Below are 26,169 nucleotides of genomic sequence, written 5' to 3' on the forward strand. Positions count from 1 at the left end.
ACTCGCCCGAACCAACACGCAACAAGGAGAACCCATCATGACACTCAACTACGGCGCCTACACCGCCTGCCTGTCGGACCGCCCCCTGGAAGCCGCCCTCGACGTCCTCAAGGAGGCCGGGCTGACCGGCGCCGAGGTGAACGTCGGCGGCTTCATCCCCTCCCCCCACTGCCCCGTGGACGCCCTGCTCGCCTCCAAGGCCGCCCGGGAGGACTACCTGGGCGTCTTCGCCGAGCGCGGCATGCGCCTGTCCGGCCTGAACACCTCCGGCAACCCGGTCTCGCCGCTGCCCGCCGAGGGCATCAAGCACGCCGAGGACATTCGCAACGCCATCAGGCTGGCGGGCCTGCTGGGCGTCGGGGAGATCGTCACCATGTCCGGCACGCCCGGCACCGACCCGACGGCGAAGTACCCCACCTGGGTGGTCAACCCCTGGAACGGCATCGACATGGAGATCCTCGACTACCAGTGGAGCGTGGTGGTGCCCTTCTTCAAGGAGATCGACGCCCTGGCCCGGGACCACGACGTACAGGTCTGCCTGGAGCTGCACCCGCGCAACCTCGTGTTCAACATCCCCGCCTTCGAGCGGCTGGTGGAGGAGACCGGGACCACGAACATCAAGGTGAACATGGACCCCTCGCACCTGTTCTGGCAGCAGATGGACCCGATCGCCGCCACCAAGCGCCTGGGGGACCTGGTCGGCCACGTCCACGCCAAGGACACCAAGATCCTCCCCGGCGCCGCCTACCGCGGCGTGCTCGACACCGACTTCGGGCACGTGCCCGCCGAGGCGGAGAACAAGACCCCGGTCGCCTACGGCTACTGGTGCACCGCCTGGCCGCAGGACCCGGCCTGGCGCTTCGTCGCCTTCGGCCTGGGGCATGACACCGACTACTGGGCCGAGTTCCTGCGCACCATCGCCGCGGTGAACCCGGACATGAACGTCAACATCGAGCACGAGGACGCCGAGTACGGCAACGTCGAGGGCCTGCGGCTGTCGGCCGCCAACCTGCTCGACGCCGCCGCCAGGCTCTGAGCGGCAACCGCCCCGTGCCGGGCGGGAGGAGGATGCCTCGGCTTACTTCCGTGGCCCCGGCCACGCCTTCGGCCACCTCCTCCTGCCCGTCCTCTCCCCCGTCTTGCCCGCTGCGCGACCGGCAAATGGGCCGAATCTCCCGCAGGCCGTGTCTGCGGGCCCCAAGATCGCGCCAGTTGGGGCAGACTTAGGTCCGGTGCGCTACGGCCGCCCGCGGCGTACCCCACTCGATGTCGAGACGCACAATCGCAGAACTAAGGACAGCTGAACCGTGGCGCGCAGTATTTACATCGCCTCCCCCAATGCCAGCACCGGCAAGTCGACCGTGGCCCTGGGCCTGGTCGCCTCCCTCACCAAGGTAGTGGCGAAGGTCGGCATCTTCCGCCCCTTCGTCGCCTCCCGCGAGGACGAGCCCTTCCTCGAGCTGCTGCTGCGCCGGTGCGGCTCAACCACCCCGGCAGCGCAGTGCATCGGCGTGACCTGGGACGAGTTCCACGCCGACCCCGACGAGTCCCTCTCACGCATCGTGGGCGCCTACCGGGCAGTCGCCCGCGACCACGACGTCGTAATCATCGACGGCTCCGACTTCTCCGACGTCGTCGGTAACCCCGAGCTGGCGCTCAACGCCCGAGTTGCCGCGAACATCGGCGTGCCCGTGCTGCTGGTCGTCTCCGGTCAGGGCGACCCCGAGGACGTGCGCAGCACCGTCGAGGTCTCCATGGCGGAGATCGCCGACAACCACGCCCGCACCGTCGCGGTTGTCGCGAACAAGTGTCCCGCGGCCTCTCGGGCCGAGGTCGCCTCCGCCCTGAAGAGCATCGACGGCGTGACCACCACCACGCTGCCGGAGGTTCCGCTGCTGGGTGCCCCCTCGGTACGCGAGGTGATGAACGCCGTCGAGGGAACACTCATTGCCGGCGATGAGGCGCTGCTGGAGCGCGAGGCCGAGGGCGTGCTCATCGCCGCCATGGACGTCTCCCACGTGCTGGAGCGCCTCAACGAGGGGCAGGTGGTCATCGTTCCCGCCGACCGCTCCGCCGCCCTGATCTCCCTGGCCGCGGCGCAGGCGTCCACCGGTTTCCCGAACCTGTCGGGGCTGGTTCTCAATGGCGGCTTCAAGGTGGCCCCGCACGCGCTGCGCCTGATCGAGGGGCTGCGGCTGCCGCTGCCGGTGATGACCTCCCCGCTGGACACCTTCGCCGCGGCCTCCGTGGCCGGCTCGCTGCAGGGCGGGCTGGGTCAGGCCTCCTCCCGCAAGCTCGACGTCGCCGTGACCACCTTCGAGCAGGAGGCCGACGTCGACGCCCTGCTGGCCGCCCTGGAGGTGGAGCCCAGCGAGGTGGTCACTCCGATCATGTTCCAGGCCGAGCTGCTCGAGCGCTCCCGGGCCGACCGCAAGACGATCGTGCTGCCCGAGCCCGACGACGACCGCATCCTGCGCGCCGCCGACGTCATCGCCCGCCGCGGCATTGCGGACCTCATCCTCCTGGGGGACGAGGCCTCGGTGCGTGCCCGCGCCGCCGAACTGGGGCTGGACATCTCCGCAGCCCGCGTGGTGCCCACGGACAGCCCCGAGCTGCTGGAGAAGTACGCGGCGGAGTTCGCCCGTCTGCGCGCCAAGAAGGGCGTAACCCTGGAGCAGGCGCGCGAGCGGGTTCAGGACGTGTCCTACTTCGGCACCATGATGGTGCATATGGGCGACGCCGACGGCATGGTCTCGGGCGCCGCCCACACCACCGCGCACACGATCGTCCCCTCCTTCCAGATCATCAAGACCAAGCCGGGCACCTCCATCGTCTCCTCGGTGTTCCTGATGCTGCTGGAGGACCGGGTGCTGGTTTACGGCGACTGCGCCGTCAACCCCGATCCGACCGCCGAGCAGCTGGCCGACATCGCCATCTCCTCCGCCGAGACCGCGCGTCAGTTCGGCGTCGAGCCGCGCGTGGCCATGCTGTCCTTCTCCACCGGCACCTCCGGCAAGGGCGCCGACGTGGACAAGGTGCGCGAGGCCACCGAGATCGTGCGGGAGAAGGCGCCGGAGCTCGCCGTCGAGGGCCCGATCCAGTACGACGCCGCAATCGACCCGACCGTAGCCGCCAAGAAGGCGCCCGGCTCAGAGGTGGCCGGCCGCGCCAACGTGTTCATCTTCCCCGACCTGTCCAGCGGCAACATCGGCTACAAGGCCGTGCAGCGCTCCTCCGGCGCCGTCGCCATCGGCCCCGTGCTGCAGGGCCTGAACAAGCCCGTCAACGATCTCTCCCGCGGGGCACTGGTGGAGGACATCGTCAACACGGTCGCCATCACCGCCGTCCAGGCCCAGGCCTGACCGGCACCGGGGCCGTCGTACCCGCGCGGCGCCCCGGTGCATCCCCGACTTCATCACCTCCCGATTCGCAGAAAGGCTCATCGTGACCACCCGGACCGTTCTCGTCATCAACTCCGGCTCCTCCTCCATCAAGTACCAGCTCGTCGACCCCGGCTCCGGGCAGTCCCTTGCCTCCGGGCTCGTCGAGCGCATCGGTGAGGAGACCGGCACGATCATCCACCGGCACGCCGGGGAGAAGACCCAGCTGGACGAGCCGGTGCCCGATCACGGCTACGGGCTTTCGGAAGTGCTGCGCCTGTTCGACGAGAAGGGCCCCGCCCTGGCGGAGGCGAATATCGTGGCGGTCGGGCACCGGGTGGTCCAGGGCGGCCGCTACTTCTCCGGCCCCGCACTGGTGGACGAGGACGTGATCACCAAGATCAGCGAGCTGGTTCCGCTCGGCCCGCTGCACAACCCCGCCCACCTCAAGGGCATTGAGGTCGGCCTGGAGCTCCTGTCCGACGTGCCGCACGTAGCGGTGTTCGACACGGCCTTCTTCCAGGACCTGCCGGAGGAGGCCGCCCGCTACGCCCTCAAGCGCGAGGTCGCCGACAAGTACTCCATCCGCCGCTACGGGGCGCACGGCACCAGCCACCAGTTCGTCTCCGGCGAGGTCGCCCGGATGCTGGGGCGCGACGACCTCAAGCAGATCGTGCTGCACCTGGGCAACGGGGCCTCCGCCTCCGCCGTCGTCGCCGGCCGCGCCGTGGACACCTCCATGGGGCTGACCCCCCTGGAGGGACTGGTCATGGGCGGGCGCACCGGCGACATCGACCCGGCGGCCGTATTCCACCTGGGCCGGGTGGCCGGAATGAGCGTGGATGAGATCGACTACCTGTTCAACCGCGAGTCCGGCATGAAGGGCCTGGCCGGGGACAACGACATGCGGGAGGTGTGGAAGCGCATCGACGCCGGCGAGCAGGACGCCCGCGACGCCATGGACATCTACCTGCACCGCCTGGTGAAGTATGTGGGCGCCTACACCGCCGTCATGGGCGGCCTGGACGCCCTGACCTTCACCGCCGGCATCGGTGAGAACGATGCACGCCTGCGCGCTGAGCTGGTGGCGCGACTGAGCTTCACGGGCATGAGGCTGGATGAGGAGAAGAACGCCGTCCGCTCCGGCGACGGACGCATCGTCTCCACCCCGGACTCGGCGATCGCCGTGCTGGTCTACCCCACCAATGAGGAGCTGGCCATCGCCCGCCAGGCCATGACGCTGATCTAAGACCCGGCCGGGACGCTCCCCCGCCGGGCCGGCCGTCAGAAGAGCGTCTCAGCACCCTGATCCCGCAGCTGCGGCACGGTGCCCGATCCCACGGGGTCGGGCACCGTCGCATCCGCTGCGGGCCGGGTCCAGCCGGGGCCCGCGGGCACGGCCGTGCCCCGCTGGTAGGCGGTGGCGGCGGCGCGGGCGCGCTGGTCGGCGGCCTCGTTCATGGGGTGCCCGACGTGCCCGCGCACCCACTCAAACCGCACCTGGCGCCCGCGCATGGCCGCGTCCAGCTGCTTCATCAGGTCATCGTTGAGGACCGGCTTGCCGTCACCCTTGCGCCAGCCGCGCTTCTTCCAGCCGTGGATCCACTTGGTCAGGGAGTTGATGACGTACTGGGAGTCGGCCTGGATGAGCAGCTCCTCACCGGCCAGACCCGCCTGCGCCGTTGCCCGCAGCAGCTCGAGCACCGCAGTCAGCTCACCGCGGTTGTTGGTGGAGTTCTCCCAGCCTCCCGCCGCCCAGCAGTCGTCATCCACATACCAGGCCCAGCCGGCCGGGCCGGGGTTTCCCAGGGCGGAGCCGTCCGCCGCGGCGATGATCGTCATGAGCGCACCCTACCGGCTCCAGCCGCCTCCCCTCCCGCCCACCCCCACCCATCGAGGTCGGTCGACGTTACCGCCGAGGTCGGTCGATATAACCGTCGAGGTCGGTCGATATAACCATCGAGGTCGGTCGATATAACGGCTCTTCCGGTTTGAGGGTGTGGTGCTTCCGGCGTGGCGGCTTTGGTCCGGGTTGCGGTGTTCGCGGTGGTCGTGGTTGGGGCGGTGAGGTCGATGTCGGGCTGGCGGGGTCGTGTTCGGGCTGGTGGGGTCGTGCTCGGTGGGTGCTGGTTTGTCGAGAACGTCCTCTTCATCCCCAAACCCTCCACGTTCGGGAGGGTTTCGGGCTTACGAGGACGTGCTCGACCAGCGCAGGTCGTTGTCGGGCGTACAAGAACGTTTTCGGGCCGCCGAGGACGTCGTCGGGCTGGCGAAGGCGTTGTCCGCCGGGCAGGGGCGCCCTCGCCGCCGGCCGGGCGGAGTGCTCGAGGACGCGGGTTGAACCTCCACGGCGCCGGCTCACCACGCCAGAACGCCTGGCCTGGCTGCACTTGGCTGCCGATAGCTCCGGCGCCCGGGAGCGGGACCGTCTGCAACGCCACTTCGCCGTCTGCAACGCCACTTCGGGGTTAACAACGCCAGTTAACCGTCTGCTGAAGGCCTCTGGGGTATACAGCAGAACGTTAAGTAGCGTTGTTAACGCCCAGCCGGCGCACCAGACCACGCCGCCCCGTGCCATGTCTCAGGACATCGGCAGCACTCCTGCCCCCGCCCGAGACAACCACCACACCCCCAAACCGGAAGAGCCGATACAACCATCGAGGTCGGTCGAAATGGTTCCGCCGCGGGCATACCCGATACCCGACAAAACCGACGCGCCGCCCGTCGCCCGTCTCAGGTGAGGCGGGTGACGGACGGCGCGTCTGGCGACGCTCGTGCGTCAGGCGTCGAGGTCGGTCTCGAGGAGGGCCTTGAGCTCCTCCAGGGCACCGTCGGCGCCGTCGGCGTCGGAGGCGAGGGTGACGACGTCACCGAAGCCGGCGCCGAGCGTCATGACACCCAGAATGGAGGAGGCGTCCACGGGGGCGCCGCCCTCCTTGGCGATGGTGACGGGAACACCCTTCTCAGCGACGGCCTTGACGAAGGTCGCGGCAGGACGGGCGTGGAGGCCGACCTTGGAGGCGATTGTGGCGGTGACCTGGGCCATATGTACTCCTTAGAGAGAACCGGGACCGGCGCCCGGGATGCAGGGACTGCACCTGTGCGCCGATACGAACCAGCACGACGGCTGATGTCACGCTCACACTACCCGACTTCACCGTGATGTGGCAGCGAATAACACCACGAATACGGGCACAGGCTCACTGATCGCCGTGAGCTGAGGTCTCGAACAGCAGATTGACCTGCTCGTTGTACCCGCTCAGCGTGGAGGCCGGCACCCGATCCACCCAGACCGCGTCCACCGCCGGCGTGATGATCGCGTTGACGTCGGCCCCGAAGTAGGTCAGCGGGAAGAAGAAGGTCTGCCCGCCCTCTTCCAAGTGCACCGTGAAGGCGTCGGTCGACAGCCCGGTCTCCTCGAACACCTCAATGGCCTTCTCGGTGGAGGAGGAGATGGCCGGGAAGACGATTCCGTACGAGGCGACGATGTCCTGCGCCTCGGCCGTACCCAGGAATGCCACCCACTGGGCGGCCAGGTCCACCTTGTCCGAGTCCTTGACGATCGAGTCTCCCAGTCCGTTGAACAAGGAGGCGCGGTTACCGTTGGGACCGATCGGGGTGGGGGCAATACCCACGTTGATGTCCAGGCCCGCGAAGGTGTTGAACATCCAGGCCCCGTGAATCGCCATGGCGATAGACCCCGAACCGAGCTGGATATCAGTGCTCGTGGCGTCGGAGAAGGCGCCGTTGGGGTTCAGGTAGCCCTTGTCCACCAGCCCGAAGTACCAGTCCAGGGTGCGCTGGAAGTCCTCCTCGTCGTAGCGGTAGTGGGTGCCCCAGGTCTCCTGGTCGGTGTAGTGCCAGTCCCCCACCGTGGCGGTGAAGGGGCTCCACTGGGTCTGGCCGTCGTTGGAGCCCGAGTCCTGAATGCCGAGGCCGTAAACGGCAACGTGCTTCGGATCGAAGCCCTCCTCGTCGCCGCGCACCCCGTTACGGTCCACGGTGAGCCGGGCAAGGATCCGCTCAAAGGTGCCGCCGTCGTCGGGGTTCCAGTCACAGGTCTGGATCTCCTCCTCGGAGATGCCCGCCTCGGCGAGCATGTCCTCGTTGTAGAACAGCGCCACCGTGTCCCAGTCCTTGGGGCAGCCGTACTGGTGACCGTCGTCGCCCTTCCACAGGTCCAGCAGACCCTCCTGGAAGGCGGACTCGTCGACGTCGGACCAGGCCGCCTGCTCATCCAGCGGGACCAGCACGTCCAGGTCCACGAACTGGGCGAATCTGGCGATGTGGTCGACGAACACGTCCGGGCCGGTGCCGGCGATGAAGCCGGCGGTCAGCTTGGTCCAGTAGTCGCCCCAGCCGATCTGGGTGATGTTGACGGTGATGCCCGTCTTCTCCTTGAAGCGCGCGGCGCAGGCCGCATAGGCGGGCTCCTGGCTCGCATCCCAGAGCCAGTAGTCGATGGAGTTGGACTTCGACTGCTCGTCACCGCCGGAGCAGGCCGCCAGCGTTGCTGCCGTGGCGCCGGCGAGCGCGCCTGCCAGCAGGCCTCGGCGGGTGAGCATGAGCTTGTTGTTCATCTCGTTCCTCACTTGATTCCGGTGAAGCCGATGGAGTTGACGATGCGCTTGGCCGCCGCCATGAACAGCAGCAGCATCGGAAGTGCGGCCACCAGGGTGGCCGCCATCAGTCCGGACCAGTCGGTGCCGGAGGTGGGCGCCTGGGACCGGAAGACGGCCACGGCCACGGTCAGCACGCGGGAGGAGTCCGTGTAGGACACCAGCAGCGGCCAGAAGTAGTCGTTCCAGGCGGTGATGTAGGTGATGATCGCCAGGGTGCTGATGGGTGCGGAGGCCATCGGCAGGATCAGCTGGAAGAAGACCCGGACCTTGGAGGCGCCGTCGAGCAGGGCGGCCTCCTCCAGCTCCCTGGGGATGTTCATGAAGAACTGGCGCAGGAAGAACACCGCGAACGGCGTCATGAACATGGTCGGCAGGGCCACGCCCAGCAGGTTGTCGATGAGCCCGATCTGCTTGACCAGCACGAAGTTGGGCAGCAGTGTGAAGATCGACGGCACCATCAGCGCCGCCAGGAACAGGGTGAATACCGCATCCCTCCCCCGCCAGCGCAGGCGGGCGAAGGAGTATGCGGCCATCGCGGAGAAGAAGACCTGACCCGCAGTGACCAGCGTGGACACGATCACCGAGTTGCGCAGGTAGATCCAGAAGTTCATGGAGGCGCCGGAGCCGCCGTCGGCCAGGGCCTCCTCGGTGGACTGCATGCCGAACACACGCGCGAAGCCGCGCAGGTTGAAGTCAACCGGCAGGATCGAGGTGGGATCGGAGGTGATCCCGGCATTGGAGGACAGCGCCGTGCGCAGCACCCAGTAGAAGGGCAGGATCGTGACGATCATGACCAGGGCCATGAAGATCCAGGCGATCACACGGCCAACAGACAGGCTGTTCTTACCGGAGCGCCTTTGCTCAGTCTTGGGGCTTGCCGCCGAGCCGGTGCCGGTGGTGGCGAGAGTGCTCATGGTTAGTCGTTCCTCTCAGTCCAGGTCGGTCTCGCCCGCACGGGTCATGCGGTACTGGAGAATCGTGATCGCGGCCAGGACGATCAGCAGCCCCACCGCCATCGCGGAGGCGTAGCCGAACTGGAAGCGCCCGAAGGCCATGTCGTAGATGTAGTACTGCAGCACGCGGCTGGCATTGACCGGACCGCCCTGGGTGGTCACCGACACGGTGTCGAACACCTGGAAGGAGCCGATCATCGTCATGATGAGCACCAGTGCCAGAATAGGGCGCAGCAGCGGCACCGTGATCTTCCAGAACATCGTCCACTCACTGGCGCCGTCCATCTTGCCGGCCTCGTAGACCGTGTTCGGAATCGACTGCAGTCCGGCGAAGATGAGCAGGGCGGTGTAGCCCACGTGCCGCCACACGTTGATCATCGCAATCGTGGGAATCGCCAGGGCGGAGGAGAAGAAGTTGACGTTCTCCCCGGTGATGGCCGAGATGATCTCATTGGAGATGCCCAGCGTGTTGTCCAGGATCCACAGCCACAGCATCGCGACGACGACGTTGGACACCAGGTAGGGGGTCAGCACGATCGAGCGGACCAGGGTCGACTGGGTCAGCCGCTGCATGAGCACGGCGATTATCAGTGCCAGCACCGTCTGGAAACCGATGTTGATCAGCACGTACTCGAGCGTCACCTTGACGGCGTTCCAGAAGATGGAGTCGCCCACCATGCGCTGGTAGTTGGCCAGACCGGTGAACTGCTCCGGCGTCAGCAGGTTGTACTCGGTGAAGGACAGCCAGATGCCCCTGATGAGGGGCCAGATGTAGAAGGCGACCAGACCGATGCCGGCGGGAATGATGAAGGCGATGCCAAGCAGGCGATCATCCTTCGGCTTCCTGCGCAGCGCCGATGGGGCCGCAGCGGTCGCTGTGGACATGGACGGTGCTCCGTTCCTGGCGAGGGGATGGATTTGGAGAATTGAAGAAGCGGATGGGATTACACGGCGCAGTGCCGACGACGCCGACGCGTACGCGCCAGGCCGTGTGATGCGGGCGCGGGGCCCGACCCGACGGCGGCCTCACACGGCGGTGACACGCACCAGGAGTGAGTGGTCGGGGTGAATGACGGGCAGCGACAACCCGGTAGCGGCCAGGTAGGCGCCGGGCAGGACCACGCCCTCGGGACGGGTCCAGGCGGCTGCGTAGGTGCTTCCCTCGTACAGGGGGGCGGCCAGTTCCACACGGTAGGTGCGCTCCGGGTCCAGCCCCGGAAGCGGGCGGGGGGCGCCCGGCCAGGTGAGTGCCTGCCCCAGGCCGGTCAGTCCGTACAGGGCTTCGGAGCGGTCGGCGGACACCACACCCTGGACGCGCACGGCGTCGTCCTCGTCGACGTCGGCGTGCACCACGGTCCCGGAGTGCAGCAGGGGGCGCAGCTGCTTGTGCAGGGCGATCAGCTCCGCCAGGCCCTGCTTGTCGGCGTCCGTGGCGGACAGCAGGTCCCATTCCACACCCATGTGACCCCACAGGGCGGTGGCGGCGCGGAATGAGACGTCCAGGCTGCGCAGCGTGGTGTGGTCGCGGCCGGCACCGACGTGGGTGCCGATCAGCTCGGGCGGCAGCAGGGTCATGGTGCCGCGGTTGATATTGGCGCGGTCGTGGGCGTCATTGCAGTCGGAGGTCCACACGCGCTGAGTGTGCTCGATGATCCCCAGGTCGATGCGGCCGCCGCCGCCGCAGCACGACTCGATCTCCAGCCCCGGGAACCGCTCGCGCAGGGCGTCCAGGAGGCGGTACAGGGCGAGGGTCTGCTCGTGGACCGCCGGGGCGCCGAAGCGGGTGCCGAGCGAGGCGTTGGGGGCCATGTGGCCGGCGGCGAGCACGGTGGAGTTGTGGTCCCACTTGATGTAGGCGATGTCGAGGCGCTCAACCAGGTCGGCGATGGCACCGAACAAGTACTCCCACGCTCCTGGCGCCGTCAGGTCCAGGACCCGCTGGTGACGGTGCTCGACAGCGCCCCCGGCGCCGTCGGAGAGGACCCAGTCGGGGTGGGCACGGGCCAGGTCGGAGTCCAGGTTGATCATCTCCGGCTCGAACCACAGGCCGAACTCCATGCCGAGACAGCGCACGTGCTCGGCGAGCGGTTCCAGGCCGGTGGGCCAGACCTCTGCGGACACCTGCCAGTCCCCCAGGCCGGAGGTGTCGTCCCGCCGGGAGCCGAACCAGCCGTCGTCGACGACGAAGCGCTCGACTCCAATCGCCGCGGCCTCATCCGCGAGTGCCTTGAGGGTGTCGAGGTCGTGGTTGAAGTAGACGGCCTCCCACACATTGAGGAGTACGGGCCGGGGCCGGGACGGGTAGGCGGGCAGGGCGCGCACGTGAGCGTGCGAGCGCGCGGCCAGGGCGTCCAGCCCCTCACCCCAGGAGCCCACCAGCCAGGGGGTGGTGTAGGACTGGCCGGAGCCGAGCACGACCTCACCGGGCTGGAGCAGCTCGCCCGCGCCGAGCAGCCGGTATCCCTGCGGCGGGTGGGAGGCGAGGGCGCGCGTGTTGCCGGACCAGGCCAGGTGGACGGCGTGCACGCGGCCGCGCCGCCAGCCGAATCCGGGCGTGCCGGCCGCCAACCAGGTGGCGGAGTCGTGTCCGGTGCGCCCCTCCCAGGACTCGCGCAGGCGGGTTCCGGGGGTGAATGGCGTGCGGACGATCTGGCGCTCGAAGGCGTGGTGGCCGGTGAAGTCCAGTAGCTCAGTGGCGTCGGCCGGAACCGGCAGCACGGGGGTCAGCTCGTCGATCTCCAGCGGTGCGGCGCCGGGGGCGGCGGTGTCGGCGACCTCGGCGCGCAGCCGCACCAGACCGGTGGGCTCCAGTCGCAGCACGGTGGTCAACTCGATGCCGTGGACCGGGTCGACGGCGGTGGAGGTGACGACGTCGGCCCGGCCGCCGGGAGCGTCGACCACCTCGACGGCGTGGGTGACGCTCTCGGGGTGCACGGAGAAGGCGGAGCCGTCCGCCCGGTGCAGCAGCACGGCGGGACGCGCGGACCACCCCAGGTGCGGGAGCGGCAGTACCGGCAGGTCCGGCGTCGTCCAGCTGTGGTTGGAACCGGTGCTCGTGTTCTGAGCGATGGCGACGTCGGCGAGTGCCGCGCCGTCCAGGTCGCCCAGGTCCTCGCCCCAGTGGCGCACCACCGGGTGGCGGTCGGGCATGAGGTCCAGGACGAGCGAGGTGCCGCCGCGGCGCAGGTGGACGGTACGAGAGTCGGACACGGCGTCTCCTTTGACATGGCTGGATTCGCGGATGGGTGGCGGTGCAGCCCGTTACCTGGGGCCGCTGCGATGCGGCCCGGGATGCGAAGATAATTTTATAGTCGAAGAAACAAGTGGCGTCAAGCGCGCGCGGATGTCTCGTCGGCGCTCGGGCAGGCGAGCACCCTCCCCACGGGCTCGTCCCCGAGGCACGAGTTCGGAGGCCTGCCCGCGCTGGGCACCCGCACGGCATCCGATACGCGTGGGCGATGCGAAAAGTCGTGCGCGTGACGCCGTCAGCTCGGCTCGTAGGGGGCGACGACGATCTCGACGCGCTGAAGCTCCTTGACGTCGGCGTAGCCGGTGGTGGCGAGTGTGCGCCGCAGGGCGCCCATGATGTTCAGGGTGCCGTCGGCGCGGTCCGAGGGTCCGGAGAGGATCTGCTCCATGGTGCCGACCGTGCCCACGTGGCTGCGGTAGCCGCGCGGCAGCCGCTCGTGGCGGGCCTCGGCGCCCCAGTGGTAGCCGCCGCCCGGGGCCTCCTGGGCGCGCGCGAGCGCAGCACCGAGCATCACGGCGTCGGCGCCGCAGGCGATGGCCTTGACGACGTCGCCGGAGTTGCCGACCGAGCCGTCGGCGATGACATGCACGTAGCGGCCGCCGGACTCGTCCATGTAGTCGCGGCGCGCGGCCGCCACGTCGGCGACGGCGGTGGCCATGGGCATGTGCAGGCCCAGTACCTGCCGCACGGACGAGGAGGCCCCGCCGCCCTGGCCGACGAGCACGCCCGCCGCGCCGGTGCGCATCAGGTGCAGGGCGGCGGTGTAGGTGGTTACGCCGCCGACCACCACGGGCACGTCCAGCTCATAGATGAAGCGCTTGAGGTTCAGTGGCTCGACCGAGCCGGACACGTGCTCGGCGGAGACCACCGAGCCGCGGATGACCAGCAGGTCGACCCCGGCGTCGACGACGGTGCGCCAGTGCCGCTGGGTCTGTGAGGGGCTGAGCCGCCCGGCGACGACGACGCCGGCCTCACGAATCTGCGCCAGCCGGGCGGCGATGAGCTCGGGCCGCACCGGTGGACGGTACACGTCCTGAAGCACGGCGGTGGCCTGCTCGGGCGCGGCGGTGCGGATGCGCTCCAGGGCGGGGGCCGGGTCCTCGTAGCGGGTCCACAGCCCCTCCAGGTCCAGTACGCCGATGCCGCCGAGCTTCCCCACCAGGATCGCGGTCTCGGGACTCATCACCGAGTCCATGGGCGAGGCCATCACCGGCAGGTCCACGTGGTAGGCGTCCAACTGCCAGCCGACGCGCACGTCCCGCACGTCGCGGGTGCGGCGCGCCGGGACCAGCGCGATGTCGTCGAAGGAGTAGGCCTGCCGGGCGCGCTTGTCCCGCCCGATCTCGATCTCACCGCTCATGAAGTGCATCGTAGCGAGCCTCACCCCGGACACCGGCGTCTCCGGCCGCGTCATTCGTGTCGGAGGCCGATGGCACACTCGGGCCATGAGCCAGCAACCACGCCCCGCCCGAACCGCCTCAGCCACCTGGACCGCCGGTCCACTACTCGGATTCGACACGGAGACCACCGGGGTGAGCCCCACCAGCGATCGGCTGGTGACGGCGGCGCTGGTCGCCCGGGGCCCGCGCGGCGCCGACGGCACGCGCACCCAGCAGGTAACCACCTGGCTGGCGGACCCGGGCGTGGCGATCCCCGCCTCCGCCACGGCCGTGCACGGCATCAGCACCGCGCGCGCCCGCGCCGAGGGGCGCCCGGTCGGCGAGGTACTGGAGGAGGTGGCCGCCGCGCTGGCGGCGGCGATGGCGGCGGGCACCCCGGTGGTCGCCTACAACGCCGCCTACGACCTGACCCTGCTGGAGGCGGAGCTGGCCCGCCACGGCCTGCCCACCATGCGGGAGCGGCTGGGCCGGGAGCTGGGGCCGGTGGTGGACCCGCTGGTCATCGACCGGCGGGTGGACCGCTACCGCAGGGGCAAGCGGCGCCTGACGGACTTGTGCTCCTACTACGGGATCGACCCCGAGGCAGCCGGCCTGCACACCGCCGAGGTGGATGTAGTCGCCACCCTGGATGTGCTGGACGCCATGGCCTACGCCCACCCGGAGATCGCCCGTATCCCGCGCGCGGAGCTGATGAGCTGGCAGGCGGCTGCGCACCGCGACTGGGCGGAGTCATTCAATGACTTCCTGCGCCGTCGCGGCCGCACCCCCGATGTGAGCCCGGCCTGGCCACTGCCCGACGGTGTGTGACGGCGGCGGGCCCGCTGACCAGGCCTTGCCACGCCCCCGGTCAGGAGTCGCGGCCGGTGTAGTTCGGGGCCTCGACGGTCATCTTCACATCGTGCGGGTGGGACTCCTTCAGGCCCGCCGCGGTGATGCGCACGAACTGGCCGTTGGCCTTCAACTCGGGGATGGTACGAGCACCCACGTAGAACATCGACTGGTGCAGGCCACCGACGAGCTGGTAGACCACATCCGCCAAGGAGCCCGAGAAGGGCACCTGCCCCTCGATGCCCTCGGGGATGATCTTGTCGTCCCCGGAGACGTCGGCCTGGAAGTAGCGGTCCTTGGAGTAGGACTTGCGGCCGCGCGAGCTCATCGCCCCGAGCGACCCCATGCCCCGGTAGCGCTTCCACTGCTTGCCGTTGACGAACACCAGGTCGCCGGGCGACTCGGTGCAGCCGGCCAGCAGGGAGCCGAGCATGACGGTGTCCGCCCCGGCCACCAGCGCCTTGGCGATGTCACCGGAGTACTGCAGTCCGCCGTCGGCAATCAGCGGCACACCCGCCGGGGTGCAGGCGCGGGCGGCCTCGTAGACGGCGGTCACCTGGGGCACACCCACGCCGGCGACCACGCGGGTGGTGCAGATCGAACCGGGCCCCACCCCCACCTTGACGGCGTCCACGCCGGCGTCGATCAGCGCCTGGGCGCCCTCGCGAGTGGCCACGTTGCCACCGATCACCTCGATGCCGGAGAAGGCCGGGTCGGACTTCAGGCGGGAGATCATCTCCAGGGCCAGCCTGGCCCCGCCGTTGGCGGTGTCCACCACGATCACGTCCACGCCGGCGTCGGCCAGGGCGCCGGCCCGCTCCCAGGTGTCACCCCAGTAGCCGACGGCCGCACCGACCACGAGGCGGCCCGCCTCGTCCTTGGTGGCATTGGGGTACTGCTCGGTCTTGACGAAGTCCTTGACGGTGATCAGCCCGGACAGACGGCCGTCGGCGTCGATGATCGGCAGCTTCTCAATGCGGTGCTCAGCCAGCAGTGCCTTGGCGTCCTCACGGGAGATGCCCGCCGGTCCGGTAATCAGTCGCTCACGCGGGGTCATGCACTCCCGCACGGTCAGCGTGTCCCAGCGCTCGGGCGGCACGAAACGCAGATCGCGGTTGGTGATGATGCCCAGCAGGTTCCCGGCGTCGTCCACGACCGGCAGGCCGGAGACCTTGTAGTGGCCGCACAGCTCGTCCAGCTGGGCAATGGTGGCGTCCGGGCCCACCGTGACCGGATCGGAGACCATGCCGGACTCCGAGCGCTTGACGCGGCGCACGTGCTGGGCCTGCTCCTCGATCGACAGGTTGCGGTGCAGGATGCCGATACCGCCCTGCCGGGCCATGGCGATGGCCATGTCGGACTCGGTGACCGTGTCCATCGCGGCGCTCAGCAGCGGGGTGGCCAGGGAGATCTTGCGGGTCAGGCGGGAGGTCGTATCAACCTCGGAGGGGATGACGTCCGTCAGCCTGGGCAGCAGGAGAACGTCGTCGTAGGTCAGACCGGTGGGGGCGAAGATGTCGGGGCTGGTGATCGAGTCGCTCACGGATGCATCGTAAAACCCGCGCGGCGGCCGACGCACGTCGGAGACCCGCCACAGTCCGCCCTCCCTCCTCCCCCGCACACGGCTGTGGGGCGGCAGGCACGTGCCTGCCGCCCCACAGTGAGACGTAGAAGCCGGGTCGGCTACCGGGTCAGCGGGTGACGACCGCCAGGACGTCACGGGCGGACAGGATCAGGTAGTCCTCGCCGTCGTACCGGACCTCGGTGCCGCCGTACTTGGAGTAGATGACGACGTCGCCCTCGGCGACGTCAACCGGGATGCGCTTGCCGGAGTCGTCAACACGGCCCGGGCCCACGGCCAGAACCTTGCCCTCCTGCGGCTTCTCCTTGGCGGTGTCCGGAATGACCAGCCCGGACGCGGTGGTCTGCTCGGCCTCGACCGTCTGCACGACGATGCGGTCCTCGAGCGGCTTGATGGAGATCGACATGCGTTCTCCCCTTCTCGCTTCTTGAGTATGGAATGACTGGATGCCGCATCCCGGGAGCGCCGAGCCGCCGTCGCGGGGGTCGGTCCGGCACACAAGAGCTGCGGGTCGCACGAGAGGCCGAAGCACCTCGCGCGCCGAAAGAGAATCTACGCGCACCGTTAGCACTCAGTCAACGCGAGTGCTAAAGCGCACCTCCCGGTTCGCCGTCGGCGTGCGGCACCCGCCGCGCCCACCGGCACGACGACGCCCACCGCGACGGCGGGGCTCACCCCTTCCGATTCCCACGAGTCCAGGTGATGGCATCATCCACGGTGGTCTCGCGGTCCCCGAGCAGCGGCGTCCGGTCGGTGAGCACGTCCCACCCGGCCTTCACCGCCGCCCCGCGCTCACGCAGCCAGCTGTAGGTCCAGGTGCTGCGATTGGCGCGGGCCCGCGTGTCACCCACCCCGGCGGCATCCACGCCCACGGCCCGGCACACGGCCACCGCGCGGGCCTCGTGGAAGTCCTGACTGACGAGGATCGCCTCGGACACGCCGAACACCTCCCGCGCCCGCACACAGGTGGCGTAAGTGTCGAAGCCGGCGTAGTCGACGGCGATCGCCTCACTCGGCATCCCCACGGACACCAGGTACTCGTACATCGCGATCGGCTCGTTGTAGCTGGCCTGACCGTTGTCGCCGGACACGAGGATCGCGTCCACACGCCCCGACTCGTACAGGTCGGCGGCCACATCCAGCCGGTAGCGCAGCCACGGGGAGGGCTCGCCGGAGGAGTAGACCGAAGCACCCAGGACGATGGCGACCGGGGCGGTTGCGTCGTCGTCGGCGGCCCCGTGCTCGGTGACGTGCCCGGCTGCGCTCGCCCAGATCCAGGCGTTGGGCAGCGCCACCGCAGTCACCGCGAGCGCAAGCAGCCCGCCCAGGACCCACCGCCAGCGGCGGCGTCTGTCGCCTCGTGCCACGCAGCTCCTCCTTACTTCTTCCGGGGCCGGACACCCAAGAGTATTCGCCCCGCCGGGGGCGCCGGTTCACACGGACGGGCAAGCGTAGCCCCATCGGGACCATCATGCGGCCATCGTCGCTCCGCCCGCGCGCCCCACGGCGTTAAGACCGCGCCGTCCGCCACCGGGCGACCCCGGACCCGGGGTGATCTAAAACCGTGAGACGCCTCTCCGTATGCAGCGCGTGAGCGGATCGACGTGTCATGATTCTGAACGATGGACGGCTTCGACCTCGCCCCGCTGCTCACCCCGGAGGGCTGGCGGCTGCTCGAATCACTGCCCCCCTATGATCCCGATCAGGCCCTCACCCTGGGCGAGTCCCTGCGCCGCGAGGGCCACTCGCCCGCACTGGTGGCCGCCGCGCTGACTCAGCAACGGCTGCGCGGGCGCGCCACCGCCAAGTTCGGCCCCTTCGCCGCCAGGATGCTGTTCACACCCGACGCCCTGGAGCAGGCCACGCGGCTGGCCGTATCCGCGCACCACGCCTCCCGCTATGCGCGCGCCGGAAGCCAGTACGTGGCGGATCTGGGCTGCGGCATCGGCGGCGACGCACTCGCCCTGGCCTCGTTGTGCCCGCGGGTGCTGGCGGTGGACCGGGACGAGCCGACGGCGGCCCTCGCCACCGTCAACCTCTCCCCGTTCCCGAATGCCGAGGTGCGCTGCGCCGACGCGCTGGAGGTGGACCTGCGGGCGGAGGGGGTCGACGCCGTCTTCGCCGACCCGGCGCGCCGCGCCGGGGGCAGGCGCATCGCGGACCCGGAGTCCTGGTCGCCGCCGCTGGGCAGGGTGCTGGCCCTGCGGGAGCAGGTGGCGGCGCTCGGCGTCAAGGCGGCCCCGGGGATCGACCACGCGCTACTACCGGCCGACGCGCATGTGCAGTGGGTGAGCGTGGACGGCGAGGTGGTAGAGGCCGGCATCTGGTGTGGTCCGCTGGCCCCGGAGGGGCCCGGGCGCTCCGCGCTGGTCCTGCGCACGGGGGTCGACGGCGCGCCGGCGCCCCATGTGCTGGCCGACCCCGACTGCGCCGACCCCTCGGCTCCGCCCACTCAACTCGATCCCGTTACCGGGGCGGAGGAGCTCGGCGAGTTCATCCACGAGCCCGACGGCGCCGCCATCCGCGCCGGCCTAGTGGCTCACCTGGCGGGCCGTCTCGGCGCAACACCCGTCGGGCACCGCATCGCCTACCTGACGGGCACGAGGCCCGTCGGGCCGGAGCTCGCCCCCTTCGTGCGCACTTGGCGACTGGTGGAGGTGCTTCCCCTGCGCCTGAAGGCGCTGCGCTCCCGCGTGCACAGTCGCGGCATCGGCCGCCTGGAGATTCACGCCCGCGGCGTCGACGTCTCCCCCGACGCACTGCGCGCCTCCCTGCGCCCGCGCGGTGACGTCGGGGAGGTCTGGCTGCTGACCCGTATCGGCTCGCGCGGCGACGGCGGTCACGGCCGCTCCCCCCGGGGCGCCGTACTCGTCGTCGAGCCCGTGGGCCCGTCGACGGGCCAGAGCCCCGCCGCGCCGTCGTCGCAGGCGCACGACAGCCACCCATCAACGTAACCATCAGCAAGTGTCCTTGAACAACGTCTCCGACAAGTGTCCTTGAACAACGTCTCCGACAAGTGTCCTTGAACAACGTCTCCGAAAGGAGCTCCGTAATGACCCCGGCCACACCCGCCTTCACCCGTACTCCCCGCGCGCATCTGCTGCACCGGGAGGAGATGCCCTTCGCCCATTCCGAGCGCTCCACACTCGGCATCGAGTGGGAGCTTCAGCTCGTTGACCGCGACAGCCTGGACCTGCGCCAGTGCGCCGCCGAGGTCCTCCGCCTAGTGGGCGAGGACCCGCACATCCACGGCGAGATGATGCTCAACACCGTGGAGCTGGTCTCCGGCGCCCGCGATACGGTCGCCGAGTGCATTGAGGACATTGCGCTCGCCTACGACCGGTTGCTGCCCGTCGTCGAGCCGCTGCGGGTACAGCTGGCCAGCGCGGGCACCCACCCCTTCGCCGACCCGCTGGTGCAGAAGGTCACCGACGCGGAGCGCTATGCGCGGCTGGTGGAACGAACCCGGCTGTGGGGCCACCAGATGCTCATCTTCGGCACCCACGTTCACGTCGGCATTGAGGACCGCAGCAAGGTGCTGCCGATCCTTTCCGCCCTGCTCACCCGCACCGCGCACCTGCAGTGCTTGAGCGCCTCGTCGCCGTTCTGGGCGGGCGCCTCCACCGGCTACGCCGACAACCGCGCCATGATGTTCCAGCAGCTGCCGACGGCGGGCGCCCCGCATCAGTTGGACTCCTGGGAGGAGCTGGAGGGCTTCGTCGGCGACATGGTGCACACCGGCGTCATCGAGGACTTCACCGAGATTCGCTGGGACGTGCGCCCATCGCCGCGACTGGGCACCATCGAGGTGCGGTCCTGCGACGCCGCCACCAACCTCGTCGAACTGGGTGGGATCGCCGCCCTGACTCAGTGCCTGGTGGAGGACTTCTCCCGCCGCCTGGACCGCGGTGAGGAGCTGGACGCGCTGCCGCCGTGGTACGTCAACGAGAACAAGTGGCGCTCTGCCCGCTACGGCATGGACGCCATCCTGATCACCGACTCATCGGGCACCGAGGAACTGGTCACCGACACCGTGGAGCGGATGCTCATCGAGTTGGAGCCTGTCGCCGTCGACCTGGGTTGCGAGTCGGAGCTCGACAGTGTTCGGGCAACGCTCGAGGCCGGCGCCTCCTATCAGCGCCAGCTCGCCGCAGCCACCACCGCTAGCAGCAACGAGGCCGCCATGCGGCTACTGCTGGAGGAAGTGCGCGCCGGCCGACCGCTGGCTCCCGCGGAGGTCACCGCCCTGGTCTCCAACGGCATCCGCCCCGGCCCTGCTGCTCCTCCCCGACGCCCCTCGCCCGACAGGCACTGCCCCCTCCCTCCCCGATCTCGGTAGTTATAACCACCGAGATCGGTAGTTGTAACCACCGAGGTCGGTAGTTGTTACGTGCCGAGGTCGGTAGTTGTAACCACCGAGGTCGGTAGTTGTTACGTGCCGAGGTCGGTAGATGTGGGAGCGCCCCATGCTTGCGCGTCGTCCGGTGAATGCCGCATAGGATGACCATTCCTTCCAAGGCCCTTGCAAGTCGCCCGCGGACGCGGCTGAGCTTCCGCCGTCACCGGGAAGTCCTTGCGGTCGCTGTAATGGGCGCGGTTCATGGACGCCTCCGGCTTGTATGGGTGGAGGTTGGTCTCGAGACTGTGATGCCGACGGCCATCCTCGGGTCGGTAAGGACGTCGTCGGGCCAGTGAGGTCACCCTCGCACGGGGCCGTCCTCGAGAGCCTGGCTGCGTCGCAGGCGCCTCACCGCCTCATAAGCGGCTAGCCAGCACCCACAAACAGTCCCACCTCCCGGACGCCTCCATATGTTCGTGGGCGTGGCAGTCGGCGTTTCGCCGGACGCGGGACCCGGTGAACCTGCCGGTCTTCCCTCGCCGACGCCGACGAACCCCGCCAGACCGCGCCGGACTCATCTGCCTGGAAACCCCGGGCCGGGAAGCGGGACCATTTGCAACGCCACCTCCCCATCTGCAACGCCACTTCGGGGTTAACAACGCCAGTTAACCGTCTGCTGAAGGGTGCTGAGGTATACAGCAGACCGTTAAGTAGCGCTGTTAACGTCCAACCGGCGCAGCAGACAGCTCAGCCCGACACGCCCCCGAACCGGAAGAGCCCCTTATCGACCGACCTCAGCACGTAACAACTACCGACCTCGGTGGTTACAACTACCGACCTCGGTGGTTGCAACTACCGATCTCAGCACGTAACAACTACCGATCTCGCGGAAGGGGTGGGCGGGTGGGCGGGTGGGCGGGGGTGGTCGGGGGGGGCGGGGGGGGCCGACGAGCTCAGTGCGCGACGGGCACATCCAGCGGCATGCCGGAGTCGGGGGCGAAGTCCATGGGGCTCGGCTCCACTCCCGCGCGCACGGCAGCCGCGCCGAGGGCCGCGATCTGGGCACCGTTATCCGTGCAGTACTTCAGCGGCGGCAGCCGCAGGGTAATGCCTGCCTCCGCGCAGCGCTGCGCCGCGAGCGCCCGCAGCCGGGAGTTGGCGGAGAACCCGCCGCCGATCACCAGGGTGTCGCAGCCGGCGTCCCGGCAGGCCTGCACGGCCTTCGCGGTGAGTGAGTCGTTGACCGCCTCGGAGAAGGCGGCGCACACGTCGGCGGCCGGCACCTCCTGCCCGGAGTCGTGCAGTGACTCCACGTAGCGTGCGACCGCGGTCTTCAGCCCGGAGAAGGAGAAGTCGTAGCGGTGGCGCTCACGGTCCTTGGCGGCGGCCAGCCCGCGGGGGAAGCGGATCGCCGCTACATCTCCCTCCTGGGCGAGCCGGTCGACGTGCGGGCCGCCCGGGTAGGGCAGGCCGAGCAGTCGGCCGACCTTGTCGAAGGCCTCCCCGGCGGCGTCGTCCAGGGTGCCGCCCAGCTCGACGACGTCGGTGGCCAGGTCGTGGATGTCCAGCAGGCTGGAATGGCCGCCGGAGACGATCAGGCCGATGAAGTGCGCGGGGGCGGGGCCGTCAATGAGCTCGTCGACGGCGATGTGCCCGACGACGTGGTTCACGCCGTAGATGGGCTTGCCCAGCGACGCGGCCAGTGCCTTGGCGGCGCTTACGCCGACGGTGAGGGAGCCGATGAGCCCGGGGCCGGCGCTGACGGCTATGGCGTCGACATCCGCCAGGTCGGCTCCGGCCCGCTCCAGCGCGGCGTCGAGGGTGGGCAGGAAGGACTCCAGGTGGGCGCGTGAGGCGATCTCGGGGATTATGCCGCCGAAGCGGGCGTACTCGTCCATGGAGGTGGCCACGACGTCGCCGAGCAGTTCGCGCCCACGCACCAGGGCGACGCCGGTCTCGTCGCAGGTGGACTCAATGCCGAGGATCAGAGGTTCACTCACGGCGTCCAAGCGTAGCCGCCCGGCGGGCCCGGTGGGCACGCCGGGCGGGGTGCCCAAGAGGCCGTGCTTGCACGCCTTACACGAGCCGCCAGCCGGCGGCGCGGCTGCGATAGTTCCAGAAGTCCCGGTAGGGGCCGGGGGCGTCCAACAGGTCGGCGTGGGTGCCGTGCTGAGCCACCTGCCCGGCCTGGTCCATGACGATCACCTGGTCGGCGGCGGCGATGGTCTCCAGCTTGTGGGCGATCACGATCAGTGTGGAGGTGCGCCGCAGCTCCTGCATGGCGGCCACGATATGCGCCTCGTTCTCCGCATCCAGGGCACTGGTGGCCTCATCCAGCAGCACGATGGGCGCTTGTTTGAGCAGGGCGCGGGCGATGGAAACCCGCTGCCGCTCCCCACCAGACAGGGCCTGCCCGCCCTCACCGACGCGCGTGTCCCAGCCGTCGGGCAGCCGGTCCACGATCTCGGTGACCCCGGCCAGGTCAGCCGCCCACCGCACCCGATCAGTACCGGCCTCGGGGTCTCCGATGCGGATATTGGCCTCCAGGGTGTCATCGAAGAGGTATACGTCCTGGAAGACCATGGAGATCTGCCCCATGAGCTGAGATACCGGCATGTCTCGTACGTCGGTGCCGCCCACGCGCACGGTGCCGGCGTCCACGTCCCAGAAGCGGGCAACCAGACGGGCGATGGTGGTCTTCCCACTGCCGGAGGGACCCACCACCGCGCACATGGAGCGGGCGGGCACGCGCAGGCTCACTCCGCGCAGCACGGGCGCGTCGGCCCGGTAGGAGAAGTGGACGGCGTCGAGCTCGACGGCGCCGGGCTCTGGCTCCGCGGCGGCGGCGCCCGGCTCCGGCAGCGGGGGGACGTCCATGACGGCGTCGAGGTGGTCCATCATCTGGCGGCGCTCCTCAATGCCCGCGGTGGTGGCGCCGATGGTGTCTAGCATGGTGGTGAACCGCAGGCACATGCCGATGGTGACGACCGCCTGCAACGGGGCCAGGGCCCCGGAGACGGACAGGGCCGCCGACAGGGCGATCATGGCTACGACGATCACCTGGACCAGGACACCATTGACCAGGTTGCCGGCGGTCTCCCACCACAGGCCGCGGCGGGAGGTGCGGGCAGCGACGTCGAAGGCGTCGGCCAGCTGCCGGTAGTCGGTGCTTGCGTGGCAGGAGCGCAGTGCTCCCTGGCAGCGCGCGAATTCCACAATGCGGGCGGCGAGCTCGCGCTCAGCGGGCTCGGAGAGGGCCTTGCCGCGGTCGATCATGCGGCGGGAGACCCGTAAGAACACCGCCAGCAAAGGTGCCGCGCAGGTCAGCAGCAGCCCCAGCCGCCAGTCCCACGCCCAGGAGCCGAGCCAGATGACCACGCACCCGGCCACGGTGGTGCTGAGCGAATTCAGGAAGTGCGCCACCGACTCGGACAGTGACATCATCTCCCGGGAGACGGCCCGGGACATGACGCCGGCGGAGTCGGCGGTGAACCAACTCAGGGGCACGCGGGCCACCTGGTCGCCGATGGCGTAGTGGACGTCGTGCTGGAAGCCGAGCGCCCCGGTCATGCCGATACGCTGGCTGAAGTAGTCGGCGACGGCGCAGGTGACGGCGAGGACGGCGAGCACGATGAGCCAGGCGCCGAAGCCGAGCCCCCAGCTGGCTCGACCGGTCACCAATGCCACCGAGGCCGGCAGCAGGAACAGCAGCGCCAGGCCCGAGGACACACCGCTGAGGACTCCGATTCCTATACCGCCGACGACCTGCCGCCAGGCAACGGGCCCCATGAGGCGTCGGTAGCGGGCCATCAAGGAGTGGGAGACAGGCGGATCCGCAGCAGCCGGGGCGCCGGGTGCCGCCCGGTTCACGACGCGCTTCACGGGATAACTCGTGGTGTCAGTCATGGCGGTTCTCCTCGGAGTCGACGGCGACGCCGCCCTGGCGCAGCAGCGCCCGGTAGTGGGGTTCGGTCAGGAGTTCGTCGTGAGTGCCGGCAGCCACGATGCGGCCGCGGTCCATGACCACGATGCGGTGGGCGCCGCGGACGGCTGCGGGCCGGTGGGCGATGACCAGCACCGTGCGCTCCTTGACCAGCTCCGCCAGGGCATGCTGAATCTCAGCCTCGGACTCGGGGTCTGCCATGGCGGTGGCCTCGTCGAGCAGGATCACCGGGGTGTCGCACAGTACGGCCCGGGCGATGGCGATGCGTTGGGCCTGCCCGCCGGACAGGGCCGTGTCCCGTCCGACGACGGTGTCATAGCCGGCGGGAAGGGTCATGATGAAGTCGTCAATCTGGGCGACGCGGGCGGCGGCACGCACCTGCTCCAGGTCCGCATCTGGGCGGCCGAGGGCGATGTTGTCGCGGATTGGGGCGTCGAGCAGCTGAGGATCTTGGAGGACGAAGGAGACCGTGTCGTACAGGGTCCGCTCATCCATGTCGCGCAGGTCCACCCCGCCGATGCGCACCGTGCCGGCGTCGGGGTCGGCGAAGCGGGCAATCAGGGTCGCCAGGGTCGATTTGCCGGAGCCGGAGGGGCCCAGCAGGGCGGTGACGGTGCCGGGCTCCAGGGTCAGGGAGGCGTCGTCGACGGCGAGGGTCCGCCCGTAGGAGTAGGACACGTGCTCGATCTCCACGCGGGCGCCGTCCGGGCGGCGCGGGTGGACGGCGGCGGGCAGGGTGGGGGCGTCGAGAATGTCGCACAGGCGCAGCGCGGCCGCCCCGGCCTGCTGGTAGGACCAGGAGACGGAGGCGATGGTGACCATGGCACCGGGCAGCACGAGGGCGATCAGCGTGGTGGTGAGCATCTGCGGCAGCGTCACCAGGCCGGAGCGCAGCAGCAGGCTCCCGCCGCCCAGGTTGACCAGTAGCAGCACCGGGATGGACACCCAGGTGATGGACAAGCAGCTGATATTCATCATCGACATGGCCCAGGCGCGGTAGAACGTGGAGAACTCGTCGCCGGCGCGCAGGTAGGCGGCGTGGGCGCGGCCGACCTGCCCGAAGGCCTTGACCACCCCGATGCCGGCGACGAACTCCACCATGGCGGAGGAGATGTTCTCCAGGCGGCGGTCCATCTCCACGGTCTTCTCATTCATGCCGCGCATGGACAGGGAGTAGGTGGCGAAGAACAGCGGGATGGTGCCGATGCTCAGCAGTCCCAGGCGCCAGTCGATCCAGAAGGCGCAGGCCAGGAGCGCCACCGGGGAGATGACCGCGTTGAGGCGCTCCACCGGCCCGTGGGCGATGACGGTGTGCACGGTGGTGGTGTCGTCCTGCACCGCCTTGCGCAGCCGGCCGGAGGTGGATGCGGTGAACCAGCTCAGGGGCGTGCGGGTCAGCCGGGAGATGATGTCACGGCGCAGCCGGTCACGCAGGGCGAGGTCGGCGAAGTGGGTGATGAGCAGGGCCAGGGAGTACAGCAGCAGGCGGGTCGAGTAGGCACCGATCAGCACCATCACCGTGGCGCGCACGCGCGCCGGGTCGGGGGCAGAGCCCACCTCGTGCGCCGCCAGCAGGATGTCGCCCAGTTGTACGAGCGCCACATACGGGGCGATGGACAGTAGCCCGGAAATGACTACGAGCACCTGCCCGAGGCGCAGCCGGGCGCGCACCGAGGCGCCCAGGCGCTTGATGGCGGCCTGGCCGGCGACCGCGCGGGCGCGGTCGTCGGCGGGTCGGGTCGACGGCTCCACCTGATCGGGTGCGGCCGTCGTGAGCGAGCTCGGCATGTCTCACGCTCCAATCGAGAACACCATTCTCTATTGACTGAGCCTGACCTTACTTTGATGCGGTGTGACATACAAGGGTCGTAC

At 69.5% G+C, this 26,169-nt stretch carries 19 protein-coding genes; 6 read left to right on the plus strand and 13 right to left on the minus strand.

Translation table 11 applies throughout. The annotated features are described in order from the left end of the window. Nucleotides 1–37: 37 nt before the first annotated feature. From E4J16_RS11025 to E4J16_RS11035, 3 genes are all read left to right on the plus strand, one after another. Complete coding sequence (locus E4J16_RS11025; RefSeq protein WP_136314018.1) at nucleotides 38–1,036, plus strand: sugar phosphate isomerase/epimerase family protein; 999 nt, start codon at nucleotides 38–40, stop codon at nucleotides 1,034–1,036. A gap of 271 nt (nucleotides 1,037–1,307) precedes the next feature. Then, nucleotides 1,308–3,362: a phosphate acetyltransferase gene (gene pta / locus E4J16_RS11030; protein WP_136193692.1), complete on the plus strand. Its 2,055-nt coding sequence runs from the start codon at nucleotides 1,308–1,310 to the stop codon at nucleotides 3,360–3,362. A gap of 82 nt (nucleotides 3,363–3,444) precedes the next feature. Further along, nucleotides 3,445–4,629: an acetate/propionate family kinase gene (locus E4J16_RS11035; protein ID WP_136314019.1), complete on the plus strand. Its 1,185-nt coding sequence runs from the start codon at nucleotides 3,445–3,447 to the stop codon at nucleotides 4,627–4,629. A 35-nt stretch (nucleotides 4,630–4,664) separates the two neighbouring features. On the opposite strand, the gene E4J16_RS11040 is transcribed toward E4J16_RS11035, so the two are convergent. The 7 genes from E4J16_RS11040 to E4J16_RS11070 form a co-directional block, all read right to left on the minus strand. Continuing rightward, on the minus strand, nucleotides 4,665–5,222 hold the full coding sequence (locus E4J16_RS11040; protein ID WP_136314020.1) for a ribonuclease H family protein: 558 nt from the start codon (nucleotides 5,220–5,222) through the stop codon (nucleotides 4,665–4,667). 937 nt (nucleotides 5,223–6,159) lie between these two features. Then, nucleotides 6,160–6,426 (minus strand): HPr family phosphocarrier protein, encoded by a 267-nt coding sequence (locus E4J16_RS11045; protein ID WP_073328472.1) that lies wholly within the window; start codon nucleotides 6,424–6,426, stop codon nucleotides 6,160–6,162. 154 nt (nucleotides 6,427–6,580) lie between these two features. Then, nucleotides 6,581–7,960, minus strand: a complete 1,380-nt coding sequence (locus E4J16_RS11050) for an ABC transporter substrate-binding protein (protein WP_136314021.1) — start codon at nucleotides 7,958–7,960, stop codon at nucleotides 6,581–6,583. 8 nt (nucleotides 7,961–7,968) lie between these two features. After that, nucleotides 7,969–8,916, minus strand: a complete 948-nt coding sequence (locus E4J16_RS11055; protein ID WP_136193688.1) for a carbohydrate ABC transporter permease — start codon at nucleotides 8,914–8,916, stop codon at nucleotides 7,969–7,971. Nucleotides 8,917–8,931: 15 nt separating this feature from the next. Then, a complete protein-coding gene (locus E4J16_RS11060; RefSeq protein ID WP_136193687.1) occupies nucleotides 8,932–9,840 on the minus strand; it encodes a carbohydrate ABC transporter permease in 909 nt (302 codons plus the stop codon). A 141-nt stretch (nucleotides 9,841–9,981) separates the two neighbouring features. Beyond that, on the minus strand, nucleotides 9,982–12,165 hold the full coding sequence (locus E4J16_RS11065) for an alpha-galactosidase (RefSeq protein ID WP_240038122.1): 2,184 nt from the start codon (nucleotides 12,163–12,165) through the stop codon (nucleotides 9,982–9,984). 275 nt (nucleotides 12,166–12,440) lie between these two features. After that, nucleotides 12,441–13,565: a GuaB3 family IMP dehydrogenase-related protein gene (locus E4J16_RS11070; RefSeq protein ID WP_136193686.1), complete on the minus strand. Its 1,125-nt coding sequence runs from the start codon at nucleotides 13,563–13,565 to the stop codon at nucleotides 12,441–12,443. Nucleotides 13,566–13,650: 85 nt separating this feature from the next. On the opposite strand from E4J16_RS11070, the gene E4J16_RS11075 reads away from it, so the two are divergent. Further along, complete coding sequence (locus E4J16_RS11075) at nucleotides 13,651–14,412, plus strand: exonuclease domain-containing protein (RefSeq protein WP_136314022.1); 762 nt, start codon at nucleotides 13,651–13,653, stop codon at nucleotides 14,410–14,412. A gap of 40 nt (nucleotides 14,413–14,452) precedes the next feature. Here the strand turns inward: E4J16_RS11075 and guaB are convergent, their stop codons facing one another. From guaB to E4J16_RS11090, 3 genes are all read right to left on the minus strand, one after another. Next, entirely contained in the window at nucleotides 14,453–15,976 is a 1,524-nt protein-coding gene (guaB, locus tag E4J16_RS11080; RefSeq protein WP_136193684.1) for an IMP dehydrogenase, read from the minus strand. Nucleotides 15,977–16,124: 148 nt separating this feature from the next. Continuing rightward, complete coding sequence (gene groES, locus E4J16_RS11085; RefSeq protein ID WP_136193683.1) at nucleotides 16,125–16,421, minus strand: co-chaperone GroES; 297 nt, start codon at nucleotides 16,419–16,421, stop codon at nucleotides 16,125–16,127. Nucleotides 16,422–16,686: 265 nt separating this feature from the next. Beyond that, on the minus strand, nucleotides 16,687–17,382 hold the full coding sequence (locus E4J16_RS11090) for a SanA/YdcF family protein (RefSeq protein ID WP_420809312.1): 696 nt from the start codon (nucleotides 17,380–17,382) through the stop codon (nucleotides 16,687–16,689). Nucleotides 17,383–17,637: 255 nt separating this feature from the next. Between E4J16_RS11090 and E4J16_RS11095 the strand changes: the two genes are divergently transcribed. Both E4J16_RS11095 and E4J16_RS11100 read left to right on the plus strand, forming a co-directional pair. Next, nucleotides 17,638–18,969, plus strand: a complete 1,332-nt coding sequence (locus E4J16_RS11095; protein ID WP_136314023.1) for a class I SAM-dependent methyltransferase — start codon at nucleotides 17,638–17,640, stop codon at nucleotides 18,967–18,969. A gap of 161 nt (nucleotides 18,970–19,130) precedes the next feature. After that, nucleotides 19,131–20,354 carry a glutamate--cysteine ligase gene (locus E4J16_RS11100; RefSeq protein WP_420809344.1) on the plus strand — a complete coding sequence of 408 codons (1,224 nt, stop codon included), beginning with the start codon at nucleotides 19,131–19,133 and terminating at the stop codon, nucleotides 20,352–20,354. A 953-nt stretch (nucleotides 20,355–21,307) separates the two neighbouring features. On the opposite strand, the gene tsaD is transcribed toward E4J16_RS11100, so the two are convergent. The 3 genes from tsaD to E4J16_RS16335 all read right to left on the minus strand — a co-directional run bounded on the left by tsaD (nucleotide 21,308) and on the right by E4J16_RS16335 (nucleotide 26,085). Then, complete coding sequence (gene tsaD, locus E4J16_RS11105) at nucleotides 21,308–22,354, minus strand: tRNA (adenosine(37)-N6)-threonylcarbamoyltransferase complex transferase subunit TsaD (RefSeq protein ID WP_136314025.1); 1,047 nt, start codon at nucleotides 22,352–22,354, stop codon at nucleotides 21,308–21,310. A 76-nt stretch (nucleotides 22,355–22,430) separates the two neighbouring features. Next, the gene (locus E4J16_RS16330) at nucleotides 22,431–24,260 is read right to left on the minus strand and encodes an ATP-binding cassette domain-containing protein (protein ID WP_338028850.1); all 1,830 of its coding nucleotides are present in this window, start codon (nucleotides 24,258–24,260) and stop codon (nucleotides 22,431–22,433) included. After that, nucleotides 24,253–26,085, minus strand: coding sequence for an ATP-binding cassette domain-containing protein (locus tag E4J16_RS16335; protein WP_338028851.1), 1,833 nt, complete (start codon nucleotides 26,083–26,085; stop codon nucleotides 24,253–24,255). Before E4J16_RS16335 ends, E4J16_RS16330 begins: the two co-directional genes overlap by 8 nt. Nucleotides 26,086–26,169: the final 84 nt, after the last annotated feature.

The sequence above is a fragment of the Actinomyces procaprae genome, assembly GCF_004798665.1.
Classification (GTDB): domain Bacteria; phylum Actinomycetota; class Actinomycetes; order Actinomycetales; family Actinomycetaceae; genus Actinomyces; species Actinomyces procaprae.